This window comes from Bradyrhizobium sp. CCBAU 45321 (genome assembly GCF_028128975.1).
Lineage (GTDB): Bacteria > Pseudomonadota > Alphaproteobacteria > Rhizobiales > Xanthobacteraceae > Bradyrhizobium > Bradyrhizobium yuanmingense.
In genome coordinates, this window is the sequence record NZ_LFKZ01000128.1 from 85,140 (window position 1) to 105,378 (window position 20,239).

Annotated in this window: 23 protein-coding genes; 10 read left to right on the top strand and 13 right to left on the bottom strand. The window is 64.3% G+C overall.

The features are described from left to right. Window positions 1-67 precede the first annotated feature (67 nt). From ACM43_RS27710 to ACM43_RS27720, 3 genes are all read right to left on the bottom strand, one after another. Window positions 68-457 (bottom strand): Zn-ribbon domain-containing OB-fold protein, encoded by a 390-nt coding sequence (locus ACM43_RS27710; protein ID WP_157280525.1) that lies wholly within the window; start codon window positions 455-457, stop codon window positions 68-70. Beyond that, window positions 457-1,614 carry a thiolase domain-containing protein gene (locus ACM43_RS27715; RefSeq protein WP_057029662.1) on the bottom strand — a complete coding sequence of 386 codons (1,158 nt, stop codon included), beginning with the start codon at window positions 1,612-1,614 and terminating at the stop codon, window positions 457-459. Before ACM43_RS27715 ends, ACM43_RS27710 begins: the two co-directional genes overlap by 1 nt. A gap of 923 nt (window positions 1,615-2,537) precedes the next feature. Then, window positions 2,538-6,029, bottom strand: a complete 3,492-nt coding sequence (locus ACM43_RS27720; RefSeq protein WP_271544450.1) for an indolepyruvate ferredoxin oxidoreductase family protein — start codon at window positions 6,027-6,029, stop codon at window positions 2,538-2,540. Window positions 6,030-6,313: 284 nt separating this feature from the next. Here ACM43_RS27720 and ACM43_RS27725 point away from each other — a divergent pair, with 284 nt between their 5' ends. Next, window positions 6,314-7,561, top strand: a complete 1,248-nt coding sequence (locus tag ACM43_RS27725; RefSeq protein WP_271544451.1) for a c-type cytochrome — start codon at window positions 6,314-6,316, stop codon at window positions 7,559-7,561. 55 nt (window positions 7,562-7,616) lie between these two features. On the opposite strand, the gene ACM43_RS27730 is transcribed toward ACM43_RS27725, so the two are convergent. Then, on the bottom strand, window positions 7,617-8,261 hold the full coding sequence (locus ACM43_RS27730; RefSeq protein ID WP_157280528.1) for a trimeric intracellular cation channel family protein: 645 nt from the start codon (window positions 8,259-8,261) through the stop codon (window positions 7,617-7,619). 163 nt (window positions 8,262-8,424) lie between these two features. Here ACM43_RS27730 and ACM43_RS27735 point away from each other — a divergent pair, with 163 nt between their 5' ends. Then, window positions 8,425-8,814: a hypothetical protein gene (locus ACM43_RS27735; protein WP_157280529.1), complete on the top strand. Its 390-nt coding sequence runs from the start codon at window positions 8,425-8,427 to the stop codon at window positions 8,812-8,814. A 180-nt stretch (window positions 8,815-8,994) separates the two neighbouring features. Here ACM43_RS27735 and ACM43_RS27740 read toward each other — a convergent pair whose 3' ends face one another. Genes ACM43_RS27740 through ACM43_RS27750 form a run of 3 tightly spaced genes read right to left on the bottom strand, consistent with a single transcriptional unit; the run spans window position 8,995 to window position 10,539 of the window. Continuing rightward, the gene (locus ACM43_RS27740; protein ID WP_271544452.1) at window positions 8,995-9,804 is read right to left on the bottom strand and encodes an isocitrate lyase/PEP mutase family protein; all 810 of its coding nucleotides are present in this window, start codon (window positions 9,802-9,804) and stop codon (window positions 8,995-8,997) included. A gap of 51 nt (window positions 9,805-9,855) precedes the next feature. Continuing rightward, window positions 9,856-10,206, bottom strand: a complete 351-nt coding sequence (locus tag ACM43_RS27745) for an antibiotic biosynthesis monooxygenase family protein (RefSeq protein ID WP_271544454.1) — start codon at window positions 10,204-10,206, stop codon at window positions 9,856-9,858. Between the two features lie 24 nt (window positions 10,207-10,230). Further along, the gene (locus tag ACM43_RS27750; protein ID WP_036011128.1) at window positions 10,231-10,539 is read right to left on the bottom strand and encodes an NIPSNAP family protein; all 309 of its coding nucleotides are present in this window, start codon (window positions 10,537-10,539) and stop codon (window positions 10,231-10,233) included. A 158-nt stretch (window positions 10,540-10,697) separates the two neighbouring features. On the opposite strand from ACM43_RS27750, the gene ACM43_RS27755 reads away from it, so the two are divergent. The 3 genes from ACM43_RS27755 (at window position 10,698) to ACM43_RS27765 (ending at window position 12,994) form a co-directional block, all read left to right on the top strand. Further along, window positions 10,698-11,396 carry a winged helix-turn-helix domain-containing protein gene (locus ACM43_RS27755; protein ID WP_271544456.1) on the top strand — a complete coding sequence of 233 codons (699 nt, stop codon included), beginning with the start codon at window positions 10,698-10,700 and terminating at the stop codon, window positions 11,394-11,396. A gap of 140 nt (window positions 11,397-11,536) precedes the next feature. Then, window positions 11,537-12,547: an alpha/beta fold hydrolase gene (locus tag ACM43_RS27760; RefSeq protein ID WP_271544458.1), complete on the top strand. Its 1,011-nt coding sequence runs from the start codon at window positions 11,537-11,539 to the stop codon at window positions 12,545-12,547. A 195-nt stretch (window positions 12,548-12,742) separates the two neighbouring features. Beyond that, the gene (locus tag ACM43_RS27765; RefSeq protein ID WP_157280534.1) at window positions 12,743-12,994 is read left to right on the top strand and encodes a GCG_CRPN prefix-to-repeats domain-containing protein; all 252 of its coding nucleotides are present in this window, start codon (window positions 12,743-12,745) and stop codon (window positions 12,992-12,994) included. 156 nt (window positions 12,995-13,150) lie between these two features. Here ACM43_RS27765 and ACM43_RS27770 read toward each other — a convergent pair whose 3' ends face one another. Further along, window positions 13,151-13,438 carry a twin-arginine translocation (Tat) gene (locus tag ACM43_RS27770; RefSeq protein WP_109143375.1) on the bottom strand — a complete coding sequence of 96 codons (288 nt, stop codon included), beginning with the start codon at window positions 13,436-13,438 and terminating at the stop codon, window positions 13,151-13,153. Between the two features lie 200 nt (window positions 13,439-13,638). Beyond that, window positions 13,639-13,953 carry a hypothetical protein gene (locus ACM43_RS27775; protein WP_271544461.1) on the bottom strand — a complete coding sequence of 105 codons (315 nt, stop codon included), beginning with the start codon at window positions 13,951-13,953 and terminating at the stop codon, window positions 13,639-13,641. Between the two features lie 130 nt (window positions 13,954-14,083). Between ACM43_RS27775 and ACM43_RS27780 the strand changes: the two genes are divergently transcribed. Together ACM43_RS27780 and ACM43_RS27785 are read left to right on the top strand one after the other, a co-directional pair. Then, on the top strand, window positions 14,084-14,737 hold the full coding sequence (locus ACM43_RS27780; protein ID WP_271544463.1) for a glutathione S-transferase family protein: 654 nt from the start codon (window positions 14,084-14,086) through the stop codon (window positions 14,735-14,737). A 75-nt stretch (window positions 14,738-14,812) separates the two neighbouring features. Beyond that, window positions 14,813-14,965: a hypothetical protein gene (locus ACM43_RS27785; protein WP_198399588.1), complete on the top strand. Its 153-nt coding sequence runs from the start codon at window positions 14,813-14,815 to the stop codon at window positions 14,963-14,965. Window positions 14,966-15,084: 119 nt separating this feature from the next. On the opposite strand, the gene ACM43_RS27790 is transcribed toward ACM43_RS27785, so the two are convergent. The 3 genes from ACM43_RS27790 to ACM43_RS27800 form a co-directional block, all read right to left on the bottom strand. After that, window positions 15,085-15,432: a hypothetical protein gene (locus ACM43_RS27790; protein ID WP_157280538.1), complete on the bottom strand. Its 348-nt coding sequence runs from the start codon at window positions 15,430-15,432 to the stop codon at window positions 15,085-15,087. Between the two features lie 18 nt (window positions 15,433-15,450). Then, window positions 15,451-15,813, bottom strand: coding sequence for a DUF7674 family protein (locus tag ACM43_RS27795; RefSeq protein ID WP_271544466.1), 363 nt, complete (start codon window positions 15,811-15,813; stop codon window positions 15,451-15,453). Window positions 15,814-15,909: 96 nt separating this feature from the next. Beyond that, on the bottom strand, window positions 15,910-17,442 hold the full coding sequence (locus ACM43_RS27800; protein ID WP_128264731.1) for an acyl-CoA carboxylase subunit beta: 1,533 nt from the start codon (window positions 17,440-17,442) through the stop codon (window positions 15,910-15,912). 140 nt (window positions 17,443-17,582) lie between these two features. Here ACM43_RS27800 and ACM43_RS27805 point away from each other — a divergent pair, with 140 nt between their 5' ends. The 3 genes from ACM43_RS27805 to ACM43_RS27815 all read left to right on the top strand — a co-directional run bounded on the left by ACM43_RS27805 (window position 17,583) and on the right by ACM43_RS27815 (window position 19,340). Continuing rightward, a complete protein-coding gene (locus tag ACM43_RS27805; protein ID WP_271544468.1) occupies window positions 17,583-17,987 on the top strand; it encodes a DUF4260 domain-containing protein in 405 nt (134 codons plus the stop codon). Between the two features lie 151 nt (window positions 17,988-18,138). Beyond that, a complete protein-coding gene (locus tag ACM43_RS27810) occupies window positions 18,139-18,729 on the top strand; it encodes a hypothetical protein (RefSeq protein ID WP_271544470.1) in 591 nt (196 codons plus the stop codon). Window positions 18,730-18,920: 191 nt separating this feature from the next. Beyond that, complete coding sequence (locus ACM43_RS27815; RefSeq protein ID WP_271544472.1) at window positions 18,921-19,340, top strand: hypothetical protein; 420 nt, start codon at window positions 18,921-18,923, stop codon at window positions 19,338-19,340. Between the two features lie 16 nt (window positions 19,341-19,356). On the opposite strand, the gene blaOXA is transcribed toward ACM43_RS27815, so the two are convergent. Further along, a complete protein-coding gene (gene blaOXA, locus ACM43_RS27820; protein WP_271544475.1) occupies window positions 19,357-20,175 on the bottom strand; it encodes a class D beta-lactamase in 819 nt (272 codons plus the stop codon). Between the last annotated feature and the right edge of the window lie 64 nt (window positions 20,176-20,239).

Below are 20,239 nucleotides of genomic sequence, written 5' to 3' on the forward strand. Positions count from 1 at the left end.
CCCTCACCCGGCAGCCTTCGGCTGCCACCCTCTTCCACAAGGGGAGAGGGTTACATATTGCTTCGCGTCAGGCGATCGTGAAGAACGGCAGCGGGGCGCCGTCGGTCGGCTTGAACACCACCTTCACCTTCAGGCCGATCTTGAGCTTCTCCAGATCGCAGTCGACGAAATTGGTCTGCACCGACGGCCCCTCCTTCAGCGTGACGTAGCCGATGGCGTAAGGGCCGGTCGGCGATTTCCGCATCAGGCTGTAAGTGTAGATCGTGCCCTCGCCCGACGCCTGTTCCCACACCGTCTTGTCGGAGTAGCAGAACGGGCAGATCGAGCGCGGGAAGTAATGCGCTTCGCCGCAGGCGGTGCAGCGCTTGATCATGAACTTGCCCTCTTTCGCCGCGTCCCAGAACGCTGATGTCTCGGGATTCGTCACCGGGGCCGGATACTTTTTCACTTCGCTCATCACACGCGCTCCAGAATGGCGGTCGAGGCGGCGTGGCGAACACCCAAGAGGCCGCCGGTGCCGTGGGCGATGGCGAGATCGCAGTTCTTGACCTGCACCTTCGGATGCGCCTCGCCGCGCAGCTGCCTGACGGCCTCGAGGATCTTGGTCATGCCGCCGCGGTTGACGGGGTGGTTGCTGCACAGGCCGCCACCATCGGTGTTGAACGGCAGCTTGCCGACGCCCGAGATCAGGTTGCCGTCGGCGACGAACTTGCCGCCCTCACCCTTCTTGCAGAAGCCGAGGTCTTCGAGCTGCATCAGCACGGTGATGGTGAAGCTGTCATAGATCGAGGCGTATTTGATGTCCTTCGGCGTGATGCCGGCTTCCTCGAACGCACGCGGGCCGGACCAGACGCCGGCGGAGTACGTGAGATCGAGATCCTTGCCGCCGCGCGGGCCCTTCATAGCCTCGCCATGGCCGATCAGGCGCACCAGCGGCTTCTTCAGGCTCTTGGCGATCTCCGGCGTCGTCACGATCAGCGCGCCGCCGCCGTCGGAGACGACGCAGCAATCCATGCGATGCAGGGGATCGGAGATCATCGGCGAGTTCAGGACGTCCTCGACGGTGACGACGTCCTTGAGCATCGCATGCGGATTGTACTGCGCGTGATGCGAGGCCGCGACCTTGATCCAGGCGAGTTGCTCGCTTGTGGTACCGTAGTCGTGCATGTGGCGCATGGCACACATGCCGTAGGCATTGTGCGTGGTCGCCCCGTAAGCGGTTTCGAAATCGACCTCGGCGCCGGCGGCGCGCGGCGGCATCGCGCCGGTGCGCGGCTTGCCAGCGAGCGTCACGAGCGCGATCGAGCATTTGCCCGCGGCGATCGCCTCGGCGGCATGGCCGAGATGGATGATGTAGGAGCAGCCACCGGTCTCGGTGGAATCAATGTGGCGAAGCTTCTTGGTGTTCAGGCCGAGATAGTCGACCATCGGCCAGGCGCCGCCGGGCGCGTCGCCCGCGCAAAAATAGCCGTCGATATCGTCCTTGCTGATCCCGGCATCCTCGATCGCGCCCTTGGCGACCTCGGCATGGAGCTGGGCGGTGGATTTGTCCGGCGCATGCCGGGTCGGGTGTTCGTAGATCCCGGCAATGTAGGCCTTGCCCTTGATGGTCAAACTTCAGTCTCCGCTCGCGTCTCGTCGTGGCTCTTTTTTTGGCTCTTTTTTCTGAACCGCACCGGGCTGATTGGCAAGCGCGGAAATATTCCGCCGGGCGAGAGGGTGGCGGGTTGGTGCCAGGGAAGGATACTCTCGTGTCCCGGACGCGCTGCAACGCTTAAGCGTTGCTGCGTAGAGCCGGGACCCAGGAGGCCGCGGACTCAGTGCGACATGGGCCCCGGCTCCGCAGCGCATCACTTCGTGCTGCGCAGCGTCCGGGGCACGAGGCTTTAACTTGCAGCCACAGCGCCGCGTCCCCGCGGCGTATCTCGCCCGAGCTTTGCGTCCGTCTTGCTACCCTCCCAAACAGAGGGCGCAGGGAAGACCGGGTGCCGGCTGGCACCCACGGTCCGCTGTGCGCGAATTGCGCGAAGAACAGATGCACAGCGGCATACAGGTGAAGCCAAACATCCGGCCTTCCCTGCGCAGTGGCTTTACGGCTTATGTCGCGCTCTCCCCGGGGAGCGATGCACTATTGCCCCCGTCGCCTTGCGAGCGACCCGCAAGACTTGACGCACAGACCCCGGGCGTCAGGACCACACGATTTTGCCGTACGCGAGACCGCGCCCGTCGTGCACGAGACAACCGCTCGCGCGACGCAGCCCGCGTCCACCGCCGCTCACCCCGCGTTTCGTGACGATCGCGATACGCCCCTCTGAGAGGGATGAGGTGGCGGACAGATACGATAATTCCGAATTTCGGTAAAGCGGAATGTTTCTGCCCGGCCGGATTGACCATGGCGTGGGTGTTTCGCCCGACGGGTAGCGCAAGCGGTGGTGTCGTAGGGTGGGCAAAGCGAAGCGTGCCCACGTCTTCTGGCTCGACTTGGAGAGATGGTGGGCACGGCGCAAGCGCGCCTTTGCCCACCCTACGAGACCTCCCTACTCCGCCGCGATCTGCCTTGGCGCGGGCGGCGGATTGGCGAGGTCGGCGGCGAGCTGGGCGTGTCGGGCCTTGGCGTCGTGCACCGCCTTCTCCTTCACCGGGCCGTAGCCGCGAATGCGGTCGGGCAGCGAGAGCAATTCGACCGCGGTGTCGATCGTGAGCGGCGACAACAGGCCGAGCACGGTGGCGACGTCCTTCTCGTAGCCGGCGATGAGATCGCGCTCGAGCTTGCGGTCGGCGCTGCGGCCGAAGATGTCGAACGGCGTGCCGCGCAGGAACTTGAACTTGGCCAGGACGCGGAAGACCTTCAGCATCCACGGGCCGAAGGCGCGCTTCTTGGGACGGCCCATGGCATCGACACCGCTGCTGAGGATCGGCGGCGCGAGATTGAAGTTGAACTTGAAGTCGCCCTCGAACTGGTCGCGGAGCTGCTGCTCGAAGGCGCCGTCGGTGTAGAGGCGCGCGACTTCGTATTCGTCCTTGTAGGCCAGGAGCTTTGCATAATTCACGGCGACCGCGCGCGGCAGTGCGTCGCCATAGCCGCCCTTCGCGGCGGCATCGCGGACTTGGTCGACCAGCTTGCGATAGCGCTTGGCGAGACGAGCGTTCTGGTAGGCGGTCAGATGCTTGGCGCGGTGCTCGATGACCTCGTCCAGCGTCATGGCATCCAGCGCCTTCGGCGCGACCACTTCGTTCCCGCCCTTCAGCATGTCGGCCAGGCGCTTGGGATCGGCGACTGCGAGGCGGCCGAGACGGAAAGCTTCCTTGTTCATCTTGATCGAGACGCCGTTGACCTCGATCGCCTGCTCGATTGCTTCCGCGGAGAGCGGCAACAGACCCTTCTGATAGGCGTAGCCCATCATCATCATGTTGGTGGCGATGGCATCGCCGAGCAGCTGCTCGGCCGGCTTGGTGAAGTCGAAGAACACCGAATCCTTGTGCAGCGCCGTTTCCAGGAGCCCGTTCAGCTTGCGGGTCTGGAAATTGAAATCGCGATTGAGGATGAAATCGGCGGTGGGAATGACGTGGCTGTTGATGATGCCGTGGGTGCGGCTGCTGTCACAAAGGGTGATCGTGTCCTTGGCGACTGCGACGACTTCGTCGGCGGCGAGCACGAGATCGGCCGTGCCGGTGACGATGCGCGAGCAGGTCACCTCGGCCGGATGATCGGAGAGGCGGACGTGGCTGAGCACCGCCCCACCCTTTTGCGCGAGGCCCGACATATCCAGGATCATCGAGGCCTTGCCCTCGATGTGGGCGGCCATGCCGAGCAGCGCGCCGATGGTGAGCACGCCGGTGCCGCCGACGCCGCCGACGGCGATGTTATAGGGCTTGTCGAGCGTCGGGCGCGAGGCCGGCTCGGGCAGCGCGCCGATTTCGGCGAGCTCGGCTGGCGCGCGGTGGCGCGGAGCGCCGCCGTCGATGGTGACGAAGGACGGACAGAATCCCTTCAGGCAGGAATAGTCCTTGTTGCAGGACGACTGGTTGATGGCGCGCTTGCGGCCGAACTCGGTCTCCAGCGGCTCGACCGAGATGCAGTTCGACTGCACCGAGCAATCGCCGCAGCCTTCGCAGACGGCCGGATTGATCATGACGCGGCGCGCCGGGTCCTCCATCAGGCCGCGCTTGCGGCGACGGCGCTTCTCGGCGGCGCAGGTCTGCACGAACACGATCGCCGAGGTGCCCTTGAACTCGCGGCACATCTTCATGACGTTGTCGAGTTCGTCGCGGTGATACTTCTTCACGCCGGGCGCGATGGTATCGGCGGGGTAAGCGTCGGGGTTTTCCGAGACCAGATAGAGCTCGCGGATGCCTTCGGCGTACAGCTGCTGGGTGATCTGCTGCGGCGAGAGATCGCCGTCGTGACGCTGGCCGCCGGTCATGGCCACCGCGTCGTTGTAGAGGATCTTGTAGGTGATGTTGGCCTTGGAGGCGATCGCCTGGCGGATGGCGAGAATGCCGGAGTGGAAGTAGGTGCCGTCGCCGAGATTGGCGAAGATGTGGTTCTCGTTGGTGAAGGGCGCGATGCCGACCCAGGGCACGCCCTCGCCGCCCATATGCGTGAACGTCTCGGTCGAGCGGTCCATCCACAGCGCCATGAAGTGGCAGCCGATGCCGGCAAGCGCGCGGCTGCCTTCGGGGACTTTCGTCGACGTGTTGTGGGGGCAGCCGGAGCAGAAATACGGGGTTCGGGAGACAGGAGCGACCGCCTGCATCTGGGTCGCCTGGCGGCCGTTGAACCAGTCGGCCTTGGCGCGGAGCATCTCCGCGATTTCAGGGTTGAGATCAAGTCGAAGCAGGCGCTCGGTGAGCGAGGTCGCGAGCGAGGCGACGGTGAGTTCGGCGGCGAAGGTCAGGAAGCGCTTGTCGTGCTCGTCCATCTTGCCGACGATGCGCGGGCGCACGTCGTCGCGCCAGTTGAACAACACCTGCTTGACCTGGTTCTCGACGATCTCGCGCCGCTCCTCGACGATGAAGATCTCTTCCAGGCCGACGGCGAATTCATGCACGCCTTCCGGCTCGAGCGGCCAGGGCATGCCGATCTTGTAGAGACGAAGGCCGATTCGAGCGGCGACCTCCTCGGTGATGCCGAGCTCGCGCAGCGCCTGGCGCACGTCCTCGTAGCTCTTGCCCGAGGCCATGATGCCGAAGCGCGCATTCGGCGAATCCATGGTGACGCGGTTGACCTTGTTGGCGCGCGCAAAGGCGATGGCGGCGAAGCCCTTGTAGTCCTGCAGGCGGCGGTCCTGCTCGAAACGGTCGTCGGGCCAGCGCAGGTTGAGGCCGCCGGGGGGCAGCTCGAAATCGGTGGGGATGATGAACGGCTTCATCTCGTCGGTGAGGTCGATCTCGGCGGTGGTCTCCACCGTCTCCGTGATCACCTTCATGCCGACCCAGCAGCCGGAATAGCGCGACATCGCGATGCCGAGCAGGCCCATCTCGATCATCTCGTGGATGCTCGAGGGATAGAGATACGGCATCAGCGCGGACATGAAGGCATGGTCGGACTGATGCGGGACGGTGGAGGATTTCGCACCGTGGTCGTCGCCGGCAAGGCAGAGCACGCCGCCGTTCTTGGCCGAGCCCGCGGCGTTGCCGTGACGGAACACGTCGCCGCAGCGGTCGACGCCCGGGCCCTTGCCGTACCAGATGCCGACCACGCCATCGTATTTGGCGCCGGGCGAGAGGTTGAGCTGCTGCGAGCCCCACACCGCGGTCGCGGCGAGGTCCTCGTTCACCCCCGGCTGGAACTTGATATTGTATTGCTCGAGATGCTTGCGGGCGGCGAAGAGCTGCTGGTCGTAGCCGCCGAGCGGCGAGCCGCGATAGCCGGAGATGAAGCCCGCGGTGTTGAGGCCGTTGGCGCGGTCGCGCCGGATCTGGGCCATCGGCAAGCGGACCAGAGCCTGGATGCCTGTAGTGAAGACGTGTCCAGTCTGCTGGGTGTACTTTTGATCGAGACTGATCGGACCCTGGTTGATGCCCATGCTGTCCTCGCTTCGCGCCCTGTTCAGGTCTTCCTGACTTAAGTCGTTGCCTGCCCGTCGGTTTTAGCTAGGGCGCGCCGACCACCTCCGCCACTCTATGTCGGATATTTCATGATCCGCATCACAATTCTGGACCAAAGGAGGCCTCGGGTAAAAATCGCAATTTCGTGGCCTGAAACACGTTGGCGATTTTCAGTTTGTGTCACCATACCCCCATCGTTGCGAAATGAATCGACGCTTCCCTTCACGCAGGTAGGGTCGATGGGTCGCAGGAGAGGCTGTCGATGCGGACGATTCTGACGGGCCTGGCGCTTGTGGGCCTGGCATTGTGCAGTGCGGTTGCAAGTACGGCCGCAAGCGCGGCCGGCGCCGCCGGACCATCGCCCGAGCTGATCGCCTATGGCAAGGCGCTGGCCGAGGCTGGCGACTGCGCGGGCTGCCACACCGCCGATCCGGCAAAACCGTTCGCGGGTGGCAAGCGCATCGACACGCCCTTTGGCGCGATCTATGCACCGAACCTGACGCCGGACCGCGGCACTGGCATCGGCGGCTGGACGGATGCCGATTTCACCCGCGCCCTGCGCTATGGCATCGCGCCCGACGGCTCAAACTATTACCCGGCGTTTCCCTACCCCTACTTCACGAAGATGACGAAGGACGACACGCTGGCGATCCGCGCCTATCTCGGCACGGTCGCGCCTGTCGTGAACCGCAACAAGCCGCCGGAGCTGCGCTGGCCGTTCGGCTATCGCGGCCTGATGCGGCTTTGGAACGCGATGTACTTCAAGCCCGGCCTGTTCGCGCCGGACCAGACCAAGAGCGCGGCCTGGAACAGAGGCGGCTACCTCGTCACCGGGCTCGGCCATTGCGGCGCCTGCCACACGCCCAAGAATTATTTCGGCGCCGACCGGGATGCGCAGGCGCTGTCCGGCAACGCGGTCGGCGGCTGGTTTGCCCCGCGGCTCGATGGCGCCCCGCGCACCGGGCTGAAATCCTGGAGCGAGGCCGATATCACGGAGTACCTGCAAACCGGGCGCAATGCCAAAAGCCACGCCGGCGGGCCGATGGCGGAGGTCGTCGTCAACTCGACCTCGAAGATGAGCGATGCCGACGTGCGCGCGATCGCGACCTATCTGAAGAGCCTGCCGCCGGCCCGGCGCGAGACGATCGTAACGCCGCCGGACGCAGCCGAGATGAAGGCCGGCCAGGCGGTCTACGCAAAGCTCTGCATCGCCTGCCACGAGGCCGACGGCACGGGAGCGCCACGGATTTATCCGCCGCTGCCGGGCAATGCGCTGCTGCAATCGAACAATCCGTCCTCGACCTTGCGCATCATCCTCGACGGTGCTCACACCGTGACGACGCCGCGCGCGCCGAACACCGGCGAGATGCCGGCTTACGCCAAGCAGCTGTCCGACGCCGAGATCGCCGCGGTGACGAACTACATCCGCAATTCCTGGGGCAATGCAGGCCCGCTGGTGACACCGGCCCAGGTGGCGAAGGCGAGGAAGCGGGAGGCGAATGGGGAATAGCGAGTGGCGAATGGCCCAGAACCATTCGCTAAATCGCCATTCGCGCGCGACAGCGCTACCGCTCTTCATCCCCCGTGAACACGAATTTCGGCATCTCCCATTTGTAGCGCACCGCAAGCAGGCGGAAGCTGATGCCGAGGACGAAGGTCAAAATGGTCCAGAGCTCCGCGTTGAGCTTGAGACCGAATGCGGTCGCATAGAACAGTCCCGTCACCACCGAGACGCTGGCATAGAGCTCGGAGCGAAACAGCAGCGGCACGTCGTTGCAGAGCACGTCGCGCAGCACGCCGCCGGCGCAGCCCGTCACCATACCCGAGACGATGACGATCGGCAGCGAGGCACCCATCTGCCAGGCCACGTCGCAGCCGGTCATGGTGAAAACGACAAGACCGATGGCATCGAGCACGATGAAGGCGACCTTCAGCCGGTGCACGAGGCGCGCAAACAGGATGGTGAGGAGGGCGGCGCCGCCGGAGAGCGCGAGATAGATCGGGTTCTGCACCCAGGCCAGCGGATAATGTCCGAGGAAGAGATCGCGCAACGTGCCGCCGCCGAGCGCGGTGATGCAGCCGAGGAAGCAGACGCCCAGCCAATCCATGCTGCGGCGTCCCGCGGCGAGCGCAGCCGTCATGCCCTGCGCGGCCACCGCGACCAGGGACAGGAAATGCAGCACGCTATCCGTAGGCGGCAGGCTCCACATCGCGAGTTCCCTCCTCCGCGTTCCTCGAACTCAGGCGCGGGTTCCCATGGAACAGGTTCCCGATTCCCCACACGGAGGCAACATGCGACGAAAGCATTAAGGAGGCGGAACAGAATCTCGCACCTGAGGGTTGTCCCGGGGTCACAACCGAGGAGACCAATCGATGGCAGACGACCGTTTTCCCAACGATCCGTACCGCCCGAACCTCGCCGACGATGAGTATTCTCGCGCGGCGCGCCGGGATGCCGACCTACAGGCCGATCCCGAGCTCGGGGAAGGCCCCGCTTCCAGCGGCAAGATCGCGATGTTCGCGGTCGCAGTCGCCCTGGTGCTGGGCGCGGTGTTCTACGGCTTGAACAATTCCAGCACCACCAACGAGGCCAGCAACACTCCGGCCTCACAGACTGCGCAGACGCAGCCAACCAATCCGGCCGCACCTCCCGGCATGCGTGACGTGACGCCGCGTAGCAACACCGAGCCGGGCGTGACCACGGGTGCAGCGCCGAGCAGGCCGGCCCCGAATACGCCAGCTCCCTCTGACGGCGCGAAGTAACATTGCGCAATGAAGCGCGAGAGCGGCGGGATGCAACATCCCGCCGCTTTTCGTTTGGCTAAAGCGCGATGCGATTAGGATGAATCGTCGTCGCGCTTCAGGTTATTGTTTGAGCATGATCTTTTCGGAAAACCGCTACGCACTTTGCGCTAACGCGGCCCTTCGGATCCGGATCATGCTCTAGCCGAACATCTTGTTGAGCTCGCCGCCGGGATAGCCGCCGCCGAGCTCGGTGAAGGTGCCCTTCTCCGCCATCTCCTTGGCCGCGCGCATGAAGCCGCCCCAGGCGGCGCGGGCGAGCGAGCCGCCGACGCTGATGCGGCGCACGCCGAGATCCTGGGCTTCCTGCAGCGACAGGCCGGAGCCGCCGATCAGAAGATTGAACGGCTTCGGTGCGACCGCCTTGACCACCGCGACGATGTCCTCGCGGCTCTTCAGACCCGGCGCATAGAGGCAGTCGGCGCCGGCATCGGCATAGGCGGTGAGCCGGTCGATGACGAGCTTGAGATCGGTCACGCCCCACAGATAGGCCTCGCAGCGGCCGACCAGCAGCGTGCCGCTGTCGCCGATCGCCTTGCGCGAGGCCTTGATGCGCTCGACGGCCAGCGCGCGATCGTAGAGCGGCTTGTCCTTGTCGCCGGTGGAATCCTCGATCGAGAGGCCCGCAACGCCGGTGCGCACGCCGCGCTCGACATTGTCCGCGACCTTGTCGGGCTCGACCGCAAAGCCACCCTCGAAATCGGCGTTCACGGGGATGTCGACAGCCGAGCTCAATGCTGCCAGATGCTGACAGACGTCCTCGACGGTGACGTGATTGTCGGGCTTGCCGATGGTCCAGGCAAAGCCCGCGCTCGATGACGCGATCGCCTTGAAACCGAGATGCTGCAAGGCTTTCGCGCTGCCGACATCGACCGGATTGGGCAGGATGAAGCAGCCGCTCTCGTGCATCTTCCTGAACGTCGCGCGCTTGTCAGCGGTCGTCACGTGCATGTTTCTCTCCCTTGTTAGCCGCGCAGAGATAAGGCTGCGTTTTCGAGTCCGCTAGTGCGCGTCGTGCACGACGCGGCTGTCCTTCGGCGCCTCGTCGCGATCGTTCATGCCGTAGTCGCGGATGACGCTGGCGATGCGTAAGTGATAATCGGCGAAGATCTGCGCCCTGCCCCTGGCCTGGGTGCGGCGGTGCTCCATCGTATTGCGCCAGGCCTGGACGGCCGTTTCATCCCGCCAGAACGACACCGACAGGATCTTGCCCTTCTCCGTCAGGCTCTCGAAGCGCTCGACCGAGATGAAGCCGTCGATGGTCTGCAGCAGCGGCTTCAGGTCGGCTGCGAGGTCGAAATAGGTCTGGCGGTGTTCCGGCTTGGGCCAGACCTCGAAGATCACGGCGATCATGGGCGTCTCCTGCTGTTGGTGGGCCTACAATACCACCTTGCGCAGGAAGGTGCGTTCTTCGGCAAGGATGAATTTCTCCGCCTCGGCAAAGTTGAAGTTTGCCATACCGTCGAGATCGGCGCGCAGCCGTTTGCGATAGGCTTCATAGGCGGCCAGGCTCTCGAACGAGATCAGGGCGGACGCGATGTTGTTGGTGCCCTCATGCGGCATGAAGTAGCCAATCAACTCGCCGCCACATCTCGGGATGATGGTGAGCCAGCGCTTCGAATATTCCTCGAACTGCGCGCGCTTGAAGGGATCGAGCTGGTAGCGGATGAAGACGGTGACGGACATGATGGGCTCCCTTGTTTTCGCCGTCATTGCGAGCGTAGCGAAGCAATCCAGGAGTCCCTCCGCGGACGCAGTCTGGATTGCTTCGCTACGCTCGCAATGACGACTTGATGACACGCTACGCCCTTGCCCGACACCAACGCTTCGGTTACCATCGAAGCATGAAATCAGGACCCGACATCGCCATGGTCGCCTCGCTGGTCGGCGATCCCGCCCGCGCAAACATGCTCACGGCGCTGCTGAACGGCCGTGCGCTCACGGCGAGCGAGCTGGCTCAGGAGGCCGGCATCACGCCGCAGACCGCGAGCTCGCATCTGTCGAAGCTCGAGGCCGGCGGCCTGATCGAGCCGGAGAAACAGGGCCGCCATCGCTATTACCGCCTCACCGACGACGACGTCGCCGGCGTGCTCGAGGGGCTCGCCGGCCTTGCCGCGCGGACCGGCCATATGCGCGTGCGCACCGGTCCGAAGGATCCGGCGCTGCGGCGCGCGCGGATCTGCTACGACCATCTTGCCGGCGATCTCGGCGTGCAGATGCTGGACTCCTTGCGCGAGCGGCATCTGGTCAGGCAGAGGAAGCAGGAGATTGAGCTGACGGCCGAGGGCGAGCGCTTTCTTGCCAAGCACTTGCAGATCTCGCCCGACATGCTCAGCCATCCGCGCCGCCCGGTGTGCAAGGCCTGCCTCGACTGGAGCGAACGGCGGCATCACCTCGCCGGCACGTTGGGCGCGGCCATGATGCAACGCTTCGCCGAGCTGAAATGGGCCGCGCGCGATCCCACGCCCGGCAGCCGTATCGTGAATTTCACCCGCACCGGCGAGAAGCAGTTTGCCGCGCTGTTCGGGGATGGGAAGGATTGATCACACAAGCTGCGTGAGATCGCACGTTTGCGTGTGAATGCGCACTCTCGTCATGGCCGGGCTTGACCCGGCCATCCACGTCTTTATTGCGGCTGGCACGTGGATGCCCTGGACAAGCCCGGGGCATGACGGAGACTGTGATGAACCGCATCTTCCTGGCCGCGCTCGCCGCCGCCCTTCTTACTTCCCAACTCACCTCGACCCACGCCGCCGATGCCGCGCCCCGGGAGCCCTATGGCATCGCGCTCGAAGGCTTTGCCTATCCCTACCCCGTGCACATGCTCCCCATCGTCAACGACGGCGAGCAGCTCAGCATGGCCTATATGGATGTCGCCGCGGCGCGGCCGAACGGCCGTACCGTCGTGCTGCTGCACGGGCGCAATTTTCCGTCGAGCTATTGGGCGCCCGTGATCAAGATGCTGAGCGAGGCCGGCTTTCGTGTCGTGGTGCCGGACCAGGTCGGTTTCGGCAAGTCTTCCAAGCCGGCGGGCGAGCTGCATTTCGACAATCTGACGCGCAACACCATTGCGCTGCTCGATCACCTCAAAATCGACAAGGCCGAGATCGTCGCGCATTCGCTCGGCGGCATGCTCGGCGTGCGCATCGCTCGCGCCTATCCCGACCGCCTCGTCCATCTGGTGCTGACCGCGCCGATCGGGCTCGAGGACTACCGCCTCTACGTGCCGCCGACGCCGACCGAGAAGATGATCGAGACCGAGGACAAGCTCACCGCCGACGGCTATCGCAAGCAGCTCCAGACCAATTACGCAATCAAGCTGCCGGCCGAGGCGATCACGCCGTTCATCGAGGCCCGCTTCAATATCAAGGGCAGCCCGGACTATCCGCGCTGGCTGCGCGCCTTCGTCTCTTCCGGCCAGATGATCTATCGTGAACCGGTGGCGCACGAGATCCCGCTGATCGCGACACCGACTCTGTTCATCATGGGTGCGGACGACCACAACGCGCCGGGCCGGCCGCTCGCGCCGGAGGCGCTGCGGGCCAAGATGGGGCAGAACGCGGAGCTTGCGAAGCAGCTCGCCGCGAAGATGCCGAACGCGCGGGCCGAGGTGATCCCCGACACCGGCCACCTCGTCTTCCTGGAGGCGCCGGAGACGTACAGGGAACTGGTGCTGAACTTTCTCGGCCGCTAGCGACACCTGCGTGTCGTCCGAGGCAGGACGCGGGGAACGTTCATGCCGCATTCAGGTCATGATTGGCAGGTTTGGATCGCGACGTATCGGCACGAGTCTCCCAGATTTAACGTGTCGAATCGTGTCTGTTGATTCATTGTGCGTCTCAAGCGCCGTGCCCCAAGAATCTGCCCCAAGGACGAGAAGGAAGATCAAATGAAATATCTCTTCGCTGCCGTGATGCTCGCGAGCGCGGTCGTCGGTTTCAGCGAGGTGGCAAGCGCCGCCGGCGGTTGCGGCCCGGGCTGGTATCGCGGCCCCTACGGCAGCTGCCGCCCGATGCGCGCCCCTGTCGTCGTTCGCCCCGCCCCGGTGGTGGTCGCGCCGGCGCCGGTCGTCGTCGTACCCCGTGCGCGCGTATGCCCCTACGGCTTTCGCTGGTACGCCGGCCGCTGCCGCCCGTACTGATCTCCTCCATTCCGTTGCAAATGGCCGCGCGGCGAAAGCCTGCGCGGCCGTTTTTTATTGCTGATGATCCATCCGCCGCGGAACCCGAGCGCTCCCCAAAATCGAAACGGGGATCGGCAGTGGCGATCCCCGTCGAGTCCGCGAATGGTCGCGAGCTTACCAATAATGACGGCGGTGCCAGCGCCGGCGATGCCGGCGCCAATGACGGCGGTGCCAGCCCCAATGGCGGCCACGCCCACGCCAGTGGACCTGCTCGGGAGCGAGCTGCGCAGCTTCCTCGCTGGTGGTGACGGCGGGATGAGCGTCGGGATTGCCTTGCGGCGTGCGGGCGGGATCAGCGAGCGGCTGCGGTGACAGCGGCGCGGCCTGCGCGGCAGTCGCAGCGAAAGCGGCGGCGCCCGCCGTCAAACCCAAAGCAAGTTTCAAAAAGTTCCGGCGCTCCATGGCTCTTCCTTCTTGGATCATCGTGCTTGTGATGCAGAAGGAGTGTCGCCGCGACGCCATGAACCGAGGCTGAATCCGGCGTTCAGATTAGGCGAGCCCAGATGAGAATTTCGTAACCTGGATGGAGCGCAGCGCAATGCGGGATTTGTGCGCGAAGACCCCGGATTACGCTTGCGCTCCATTCGGGCTACAGGACCTCGCTACGTCGCGAACTCCTGCGCCAGCACCAGCGTCTCGCGCGAGCGCCTCACGTCGGGCCAGTCGCGGTTGAAATCGGCGACGAGCTTTTTCAGCGCGTCGCCTTTCAGCATCGCGTTCAGCTTGGCCTCGTCGTCGAACTGATACATCGCCTGATGCAGCGAGGGATCGTCGAGACTCCAGAACCGCCACGCCTTGCTCACGCCGAAGGCCTTCACTGCGTCGGGCAAGTGTTCCGTCTCGTACCACCGGTCGAACGCAGCGCGCTTTTCGGCGTCGGAGACGACGGCGCGAACGACGAAGAAGGCTGCTGGCATCGGATTTCCTCCTGTTGTTTGGGGCGAGCCTAGCCGGTTAAGCCGCCGGCGACAAAAAGAGTTGGCCTGGGTGTCGGAATGAACGACCTTCGTTCGTCCTTTGCATCGAACCAGGACACGGAGACAGCAAATGGCCAACCTGACCCTGACCACCTTCGATTGGGTTCCCGCAGCGCCGCGAGGCTTCGTGCGTGACTTCCGCGTGCGTTGGGCCCTCGAAGAAGCCGCCTTGCCCTATCGCGTCGCCAGCGTGCCGTTCGACGACCGCGGGCCCGCGCACTTCGCCCACCAGCCGTTCGGCCAGGTTCCGTGGCTGACCGACGGCGACCTCTCGATCTTCGAGACCGGCGCGATTCTGCTGCATCTCGGCGGCCTCAGCGAGAGGCTGATGCCAAAGGACCAGCGCGGCCGCACTGAAGCGGCGGAATGGGTGTTCGCGGCGCTCAATTCGGTGGAGATGGCCAGCCTGCCATGGGGCATGTCGAAGTTCATGGGACATCCGACCGACACGGCAGCATGGAAATTCGTGGACGACTTCCTCAAGCTTCGGCTCAAGCATCTCGAGCCGGTGCTGGGCAGCCGCGAATGGCTGGCGGGCTCCTTCTCCGTCGCCGACATCCTGATGGCGGACGTGCTGCGCGTCGTCGATGGTTTCAACGGGCTGACGGACAGTCCTGCCTGCCGCGCCTACGTCGCGCGCGCCACCGGACGTCCGGCGTTTGCCAAAGCCCACGCCGACCAGCTGGCGCATTTCGCTGCGGCGGACAAGGCGCGCGGGGCGTGATGTGCCTCACATAGTCGATCCCGTGCTTGGCGTACAGTCGCCACCATCGGAACGATTCAATTCGACAGGTGACCCATGGTCCGCATCGAATATCTCAAGCGACAGATCGCCCGCGCCGAGCGGCTAGCCAAGGCCATCCTCGACCGGCAGACCGCCGAGCGGCTCCAGGCCTACGCCGCCGAATGCCGCGCCGAATTGTCGGAGCTGACGCTCAAGTCCGCCGCGTGAGGCGCGCTGGCGCTGGAGGCGTCTGATGCGTAGGGCGGATGGCGATAGCGTGATCCGCCACTTCTCCATCCGATGACGCATACCTTGGTGGATTACGCTTCGCTAATCCACACTACGCCTCACATCAGTTTCAGCGGCGCATCGGCGACGAGGCGCAGATCGATGCTGCCGATCAACGCCGCCCGCCGCGCCTCCGCAACACTGATGGCCTCCTCTGTCTGCCGCAGCGTGCTGATGTTCGAGCCGAGCGAGACGATCCCGCCCAGCACCAGGGCGATTGATCCAAGCGCTGCGGTCTGACCGAATCCGAACACACCGAGGATCGTCACGAGCAGCAGCGCCGCCCCGCCTCCGACGGCGATCTTGGACGCCAGGATGTACTTGCGGCACCGCTCGGCGGTCTCGGCGAGCGCCTCAATTCGATCTTCGATATCGGAGATTTCGTCGGTCGGATCGTCTTCGGTCATCGTGTCTCAACCGGGACGCTAGCGGCGATAGGGAAAAGGCTTGGCCATGCCAGCGTCGACCAACTGCAAATACTCTCGCTGCAGAATTGGACCCAGCAACTCCCATGCCCATTGCGCGTTTTGCAAGTTCAGGTGCTCGAGGAAGGAAACGCCGATGGCATTTTGCAAATGATCATTCCCATCCCTGAAGTACTTCTCGGCAAGCTTGAAGCACGAGGCGACTTCCTTTGCATTTCTCGCGGCGATGCCTCGCTGCACGAGGTCGGTAAACACGTGCATCTCTAGATTCAGCAGGCCGTGCTGCGCGTCAATCTCGGGCCTTAAGTCCGGAAAGGAGTCCTTCAGCTCCTTCAGGAAGACACTTCGATGAAGATCGCCCACTTGGTATCCTTAGCGAGTAGCCCGCATGAGCGAAGCGACATGCGGGACCTGGGCAAATACCCGGATGTCGCTGCGCTTATCCGGGCTACACTTCGCTCACAACGGCAAATTGTCGTGCTTCTTCGCCGGCATTTCCGTCTTCTTGTCCTTCAGCATCGCCAGCGCCCGCGCGATGCGCTTTCTTGTCGAGTGCGGCATGATGACGTCGTCGATATAGCCGCGCTCGGCGGCGATGAACGGCGACAGGAAGCGGTCCTCGTATTCCTTGGTGCGGGCGGCGATCTTGTCGGGGTCGCCGATGTCGCTGCGGAAGATGATCTCGACCGCGCCCTTGGCGCCCATCACCGCGATCTGGGCGGTCGGCCAGGCGTAGTTCATGTCGGCGCCGATCTCCTTGGAGGCCATGACGTCGAAGGCGCCGCCATAGGCCTTGCGGGTGATGATGGTGACGAGCGGCACGGTGCATTGCGAGTAGGCGAACAAAAGCTTGGCGCCGTGTTTGATTAGGCCGCCATATTCCTGCGCGGTGCCGGGCAGGAAGCCCGGCACGTCGACGAAGGTGACGATCGGAATGTTGAAGGCGTCGCAGAAGCGGACGAAGCGTGCCGCCTTGCGCGATGCGTCGCTGTCGAGCACGCCGGCCAGCACCATCGGCTGGTTGGCGACGAAGCCGACGGTGCGGCCCGCAATGCGGCCAAAGCCGGTGACGATGTTCTTGGCGAAGGCTTCCGCAATCTCGAAGAAGTCGCCCTCGTCCACGACCTTCAGGATCAGCTCCTTCATGTCGTAGGGCTTGTTCGGATTGTCCGGGATCAGCGTGTCGAGCGACATGTCGACCCGCTCGATGTCATCGAAGCTCGGCCATTCCGGCACGCCGTCGGTGTTGTTGGAGGGCAGGAAGTCGATCAGGCGACGCATCTGCAACAGCGTTTCGACGTCGTTCTCGAAGGCGCCGTCGGCGATCGAGGAGCGCGTCGCATGCACCGAGGCGCCGCCGAGCTCCTCGGCAGTGACGACCTCGTTGGTCACGGTCTTCACGACGTCGGGACCGGTGACAAACATGTAGCTGGTGTTCTTCACCATGAAGATGAAGTCGGTCATCGCAGGCGAATAGACGTCGCCGCCGGCGCAGGGGCCCATGATGACGGAGATCTGCGGGATCACGCCCGAGGCGAGCACGTTGCGGCGGAACACGTAGGAATAACCGGCGAGCGCGGCGACGCCTTCCTGGATGCGGGCGCCGCCGGCGTCATAGAGGCCGATGATTGGCGCCCTCGCCTTCATCGCCATGTCCTGGAGCTTCGTGATCTTCAGCGCATGCGTTTCCGAGAGCGAGCCGCCGAACACCGTGAAGTCTTTGGCAAACACAAAAGTCTTGCGGCCGTTGACGGTGCCCCAGCCGGTGACGACGCCGTCGCCCGGCACCTTGCTCTTCTCCATGCCGAACTCGGTGGAGCGGTGCTCGACGAACATGTCGAACTCCTCGAACGATCCCTTATCGAGCAACAGCTCGATACGCTCGCGCGCCGTCAGCTTGCCGCGGGCGTGCTGCGCCTCGATGCGCTTCTCCCCGCCGCCGAGCTTTGCGCCGGCACGACGATCTTCAAGGGCGTCCAGGATGTGTTTCATTTGCTCCCGCCAGTTCTTAAGTGATGGGCGGGTTCTAACACGGCATTTTGCGGCCCGGAAAGCCGGTTTCGCGGTCGCAGGGCTGCCCTGCCGTAGCGGGAAAGCGCAAGGAATTACAAAGTTTTGCCCGGGAGGCAAGCGTGAGCGAAGGAACGGCCGAGACGGGCGCTGCGACAGGCGGCGTCAACATCCTGCTGCGGCTGGAGGGCCTCACCCTGTTTGCTGGGATGGTGACGCTCTATGCGGCCTGGGACGGGTCGTGGCTGGTGTTTGCGCTGCTGTTCTTCGTACCCGATCTGAGCTTCCTGGCCTACCTGTCCGACACCAGGTTCGGTGCGATGGTCTACAACGCCGCCCACAGCTACATGGCGCCGGTGGCGCTGCTGACGCTGGGCTTCGCCCTCGCCTCGCCCCTCACCCTCTCCATCGCCTTGATTTGGCTTGCCCATATCGGCATCGACCGGGCGCTCGGCTACGGCCTGAAATATTCCGCCGGATTCGGCTTCACCCACCTGGGGCGGATCGGGCGGCAGAAGGACTCCTGACCTCAAATTTGGCAGCCCGGCAGGTTGACCGGGCCGACCGATTCAGGCTTGCTCCGAGTCAGATCAGGCGCCGAATGTTGCGTGAGCCCAGTCGGTACGGCGGTGATCATCATGCCCTGGCTCCAGCATCTACCTACTGGCATCACGCAAGATGTCCGCGACGGTCGTCCCCTTGCCGCCGAACCCAGCGTCCGAAACCATCGACTTCCTGCGCCGCATGGCCGGCATGGTGTCAGGACGGAACGGCGAGATGCTGCTGCGCGCGGCCGGCATGATCGAGCAGCTCGGCCAGCGGGCGATGTCGGCCGAGCGGCTCTATCATCAGGCGCAGGAAGAGAGCACGCGCAACGCCGAGCTGCGCGAGTCCGCCGAACTCGCCTCCGACGCCATGGTCGGCCAGATCGCGGCGCTGCGGGCACAGCTCGCCGAGCTCACCGCCGCGACCGCAGCCGAGCGCGCCGCCTTCGATGCCGAGCGCGGCAAGCTGCTTGAGCTGATGCAGCATGCCGAGAGACATATCGGCAAGCTCACGACGGAGCTCGACAGCTTGCGCGCCTCCGTCGACAGCTTCAACGAGAGCGCGGTCTCGGTGCCGATCGAGGTGCTGCGGCTGGCGCGAACGCAATTCGATTATCTCTCCAGCGGCTTTGCCCGGCGTGGCGATCCGATCTCGCAGGCCATGAGCGAGATCGGCGGCTTTGCGATTGACCGGGCGCTCACGGCAAAACCCGACAACGCCTGAACTCCGTCCCCGAAATCGTCGACTTTCAGCTCGAGCTGGACCGCCGGGTTGGCGCTCAGAATTGCCGAGGAGTTGCCGATGGCCGCTTGGTGTTGCCATGACGTCATCATAGCGGTGACACCGAAACCACTACAACGCCGGCCGTTCGAAAGCGATATCAGCACAGCAAGAACCCACGACCGGAGAGAACAATGTTCGTCGATATCGATCATGCATCACTCGACATGGCAGCCTCGAGTTTGCCCGGAGATCAACCCATCTTCATGCTCAATCTTCTACGCTATCGGGATGAGGCCTTGTACCCAGACAAATCCGAGCTTCCGGCCTGTAGCGGCCGCGACGCCTATTACACGCGCTATGTCCCCGCATTTCGCAAGGTCGCGATTCCGCAAGGGGTGACGCCAACTTGGCTTGGCTCTGTCGGAGCTCTGCTGGTGGCAGCACAAGGCGAAGCCTGGCACGACGCCGCAATCGTTCGCTACCCGGACTTCGCGACCTTTCGAGTCATCGTCTTGAGCTCCGATTACCGGCGTGAGGCCGAACCCCACCGCTTGGCCGCGCTCGCCGATTGGCGTCTGATTGCGACGACCGAGGTTCAGGTGCCGGCTTGACGTGCACACGGTCGCGCTAGAGCGCGCCGATCTCGGCAAGGCAGGCTTGGGTCAGCGTCATGCGAGCCTCGATGTGGCGCGGCTCCTTGCAATCCATGTTGAGCGCGAACACTGTATGTGCCTCGCCCTTCTCGGCCCAACCGACCATCCAACCGAGCGACGGCTCGCCGCGCTCGGCGCCCAGGAGACCAGACTTGGCGCGAATGACGGCGTCGCCGACCTTCGTCGCCGGCAGGATATCGGCAACGAGATCCTGGCTGCGCTTTGAGATCGGCAGCGTACGGCGGCGCAGCCGGTCGACGAAATCGATCTGCTCGACCGGATCGATCCGCAAGGCCCCGGTGAGCCAGAACTGGTCGATGCCGCCGCCGATGTCGCGATTGCCGTAGTCGAACGCGTCGACATATTGCTGCATGCGCACCTCGCCGATGCGGCGCGCGATCTCCTGATAGACCGGCACCGCGCTCACCGCGATTGCGCTGCGCAGCGTGTGATCCTTGTTCCAGGCCTCGATCGGGCGCTTGACGCCGTCCCAGGCAAACACGTCCTTGTCGGGGTCAGTGATAACACCGGTCTCGAGCGCAATCAGCGAGTTGGGAATCTTGAAGGTCGAGGCCGGCAATTTGCCCGCGCCCGAGCGCTCCTTGTCGCTGGCGACGATCAGATAGTCCTCGACCTTGTAGCCGACGAAGGTGCCCGACGTGCCGAGATCGGTGAAGCGCTTTGCAAGAGCGTCGCGGATTTCATTGCGCGGCGGCGCGACATGGGCGCGCGCGCGTCCAGGCAGGATCGCGGTTGCGGCGAGGAGGCCGAGGGTGGAACGGCGGGTCAGCAAGGGCGGTGTCCGTTAGACGATGAAAGCGACGGCTACAATGCCGACGATATCTGGTCAAACGATG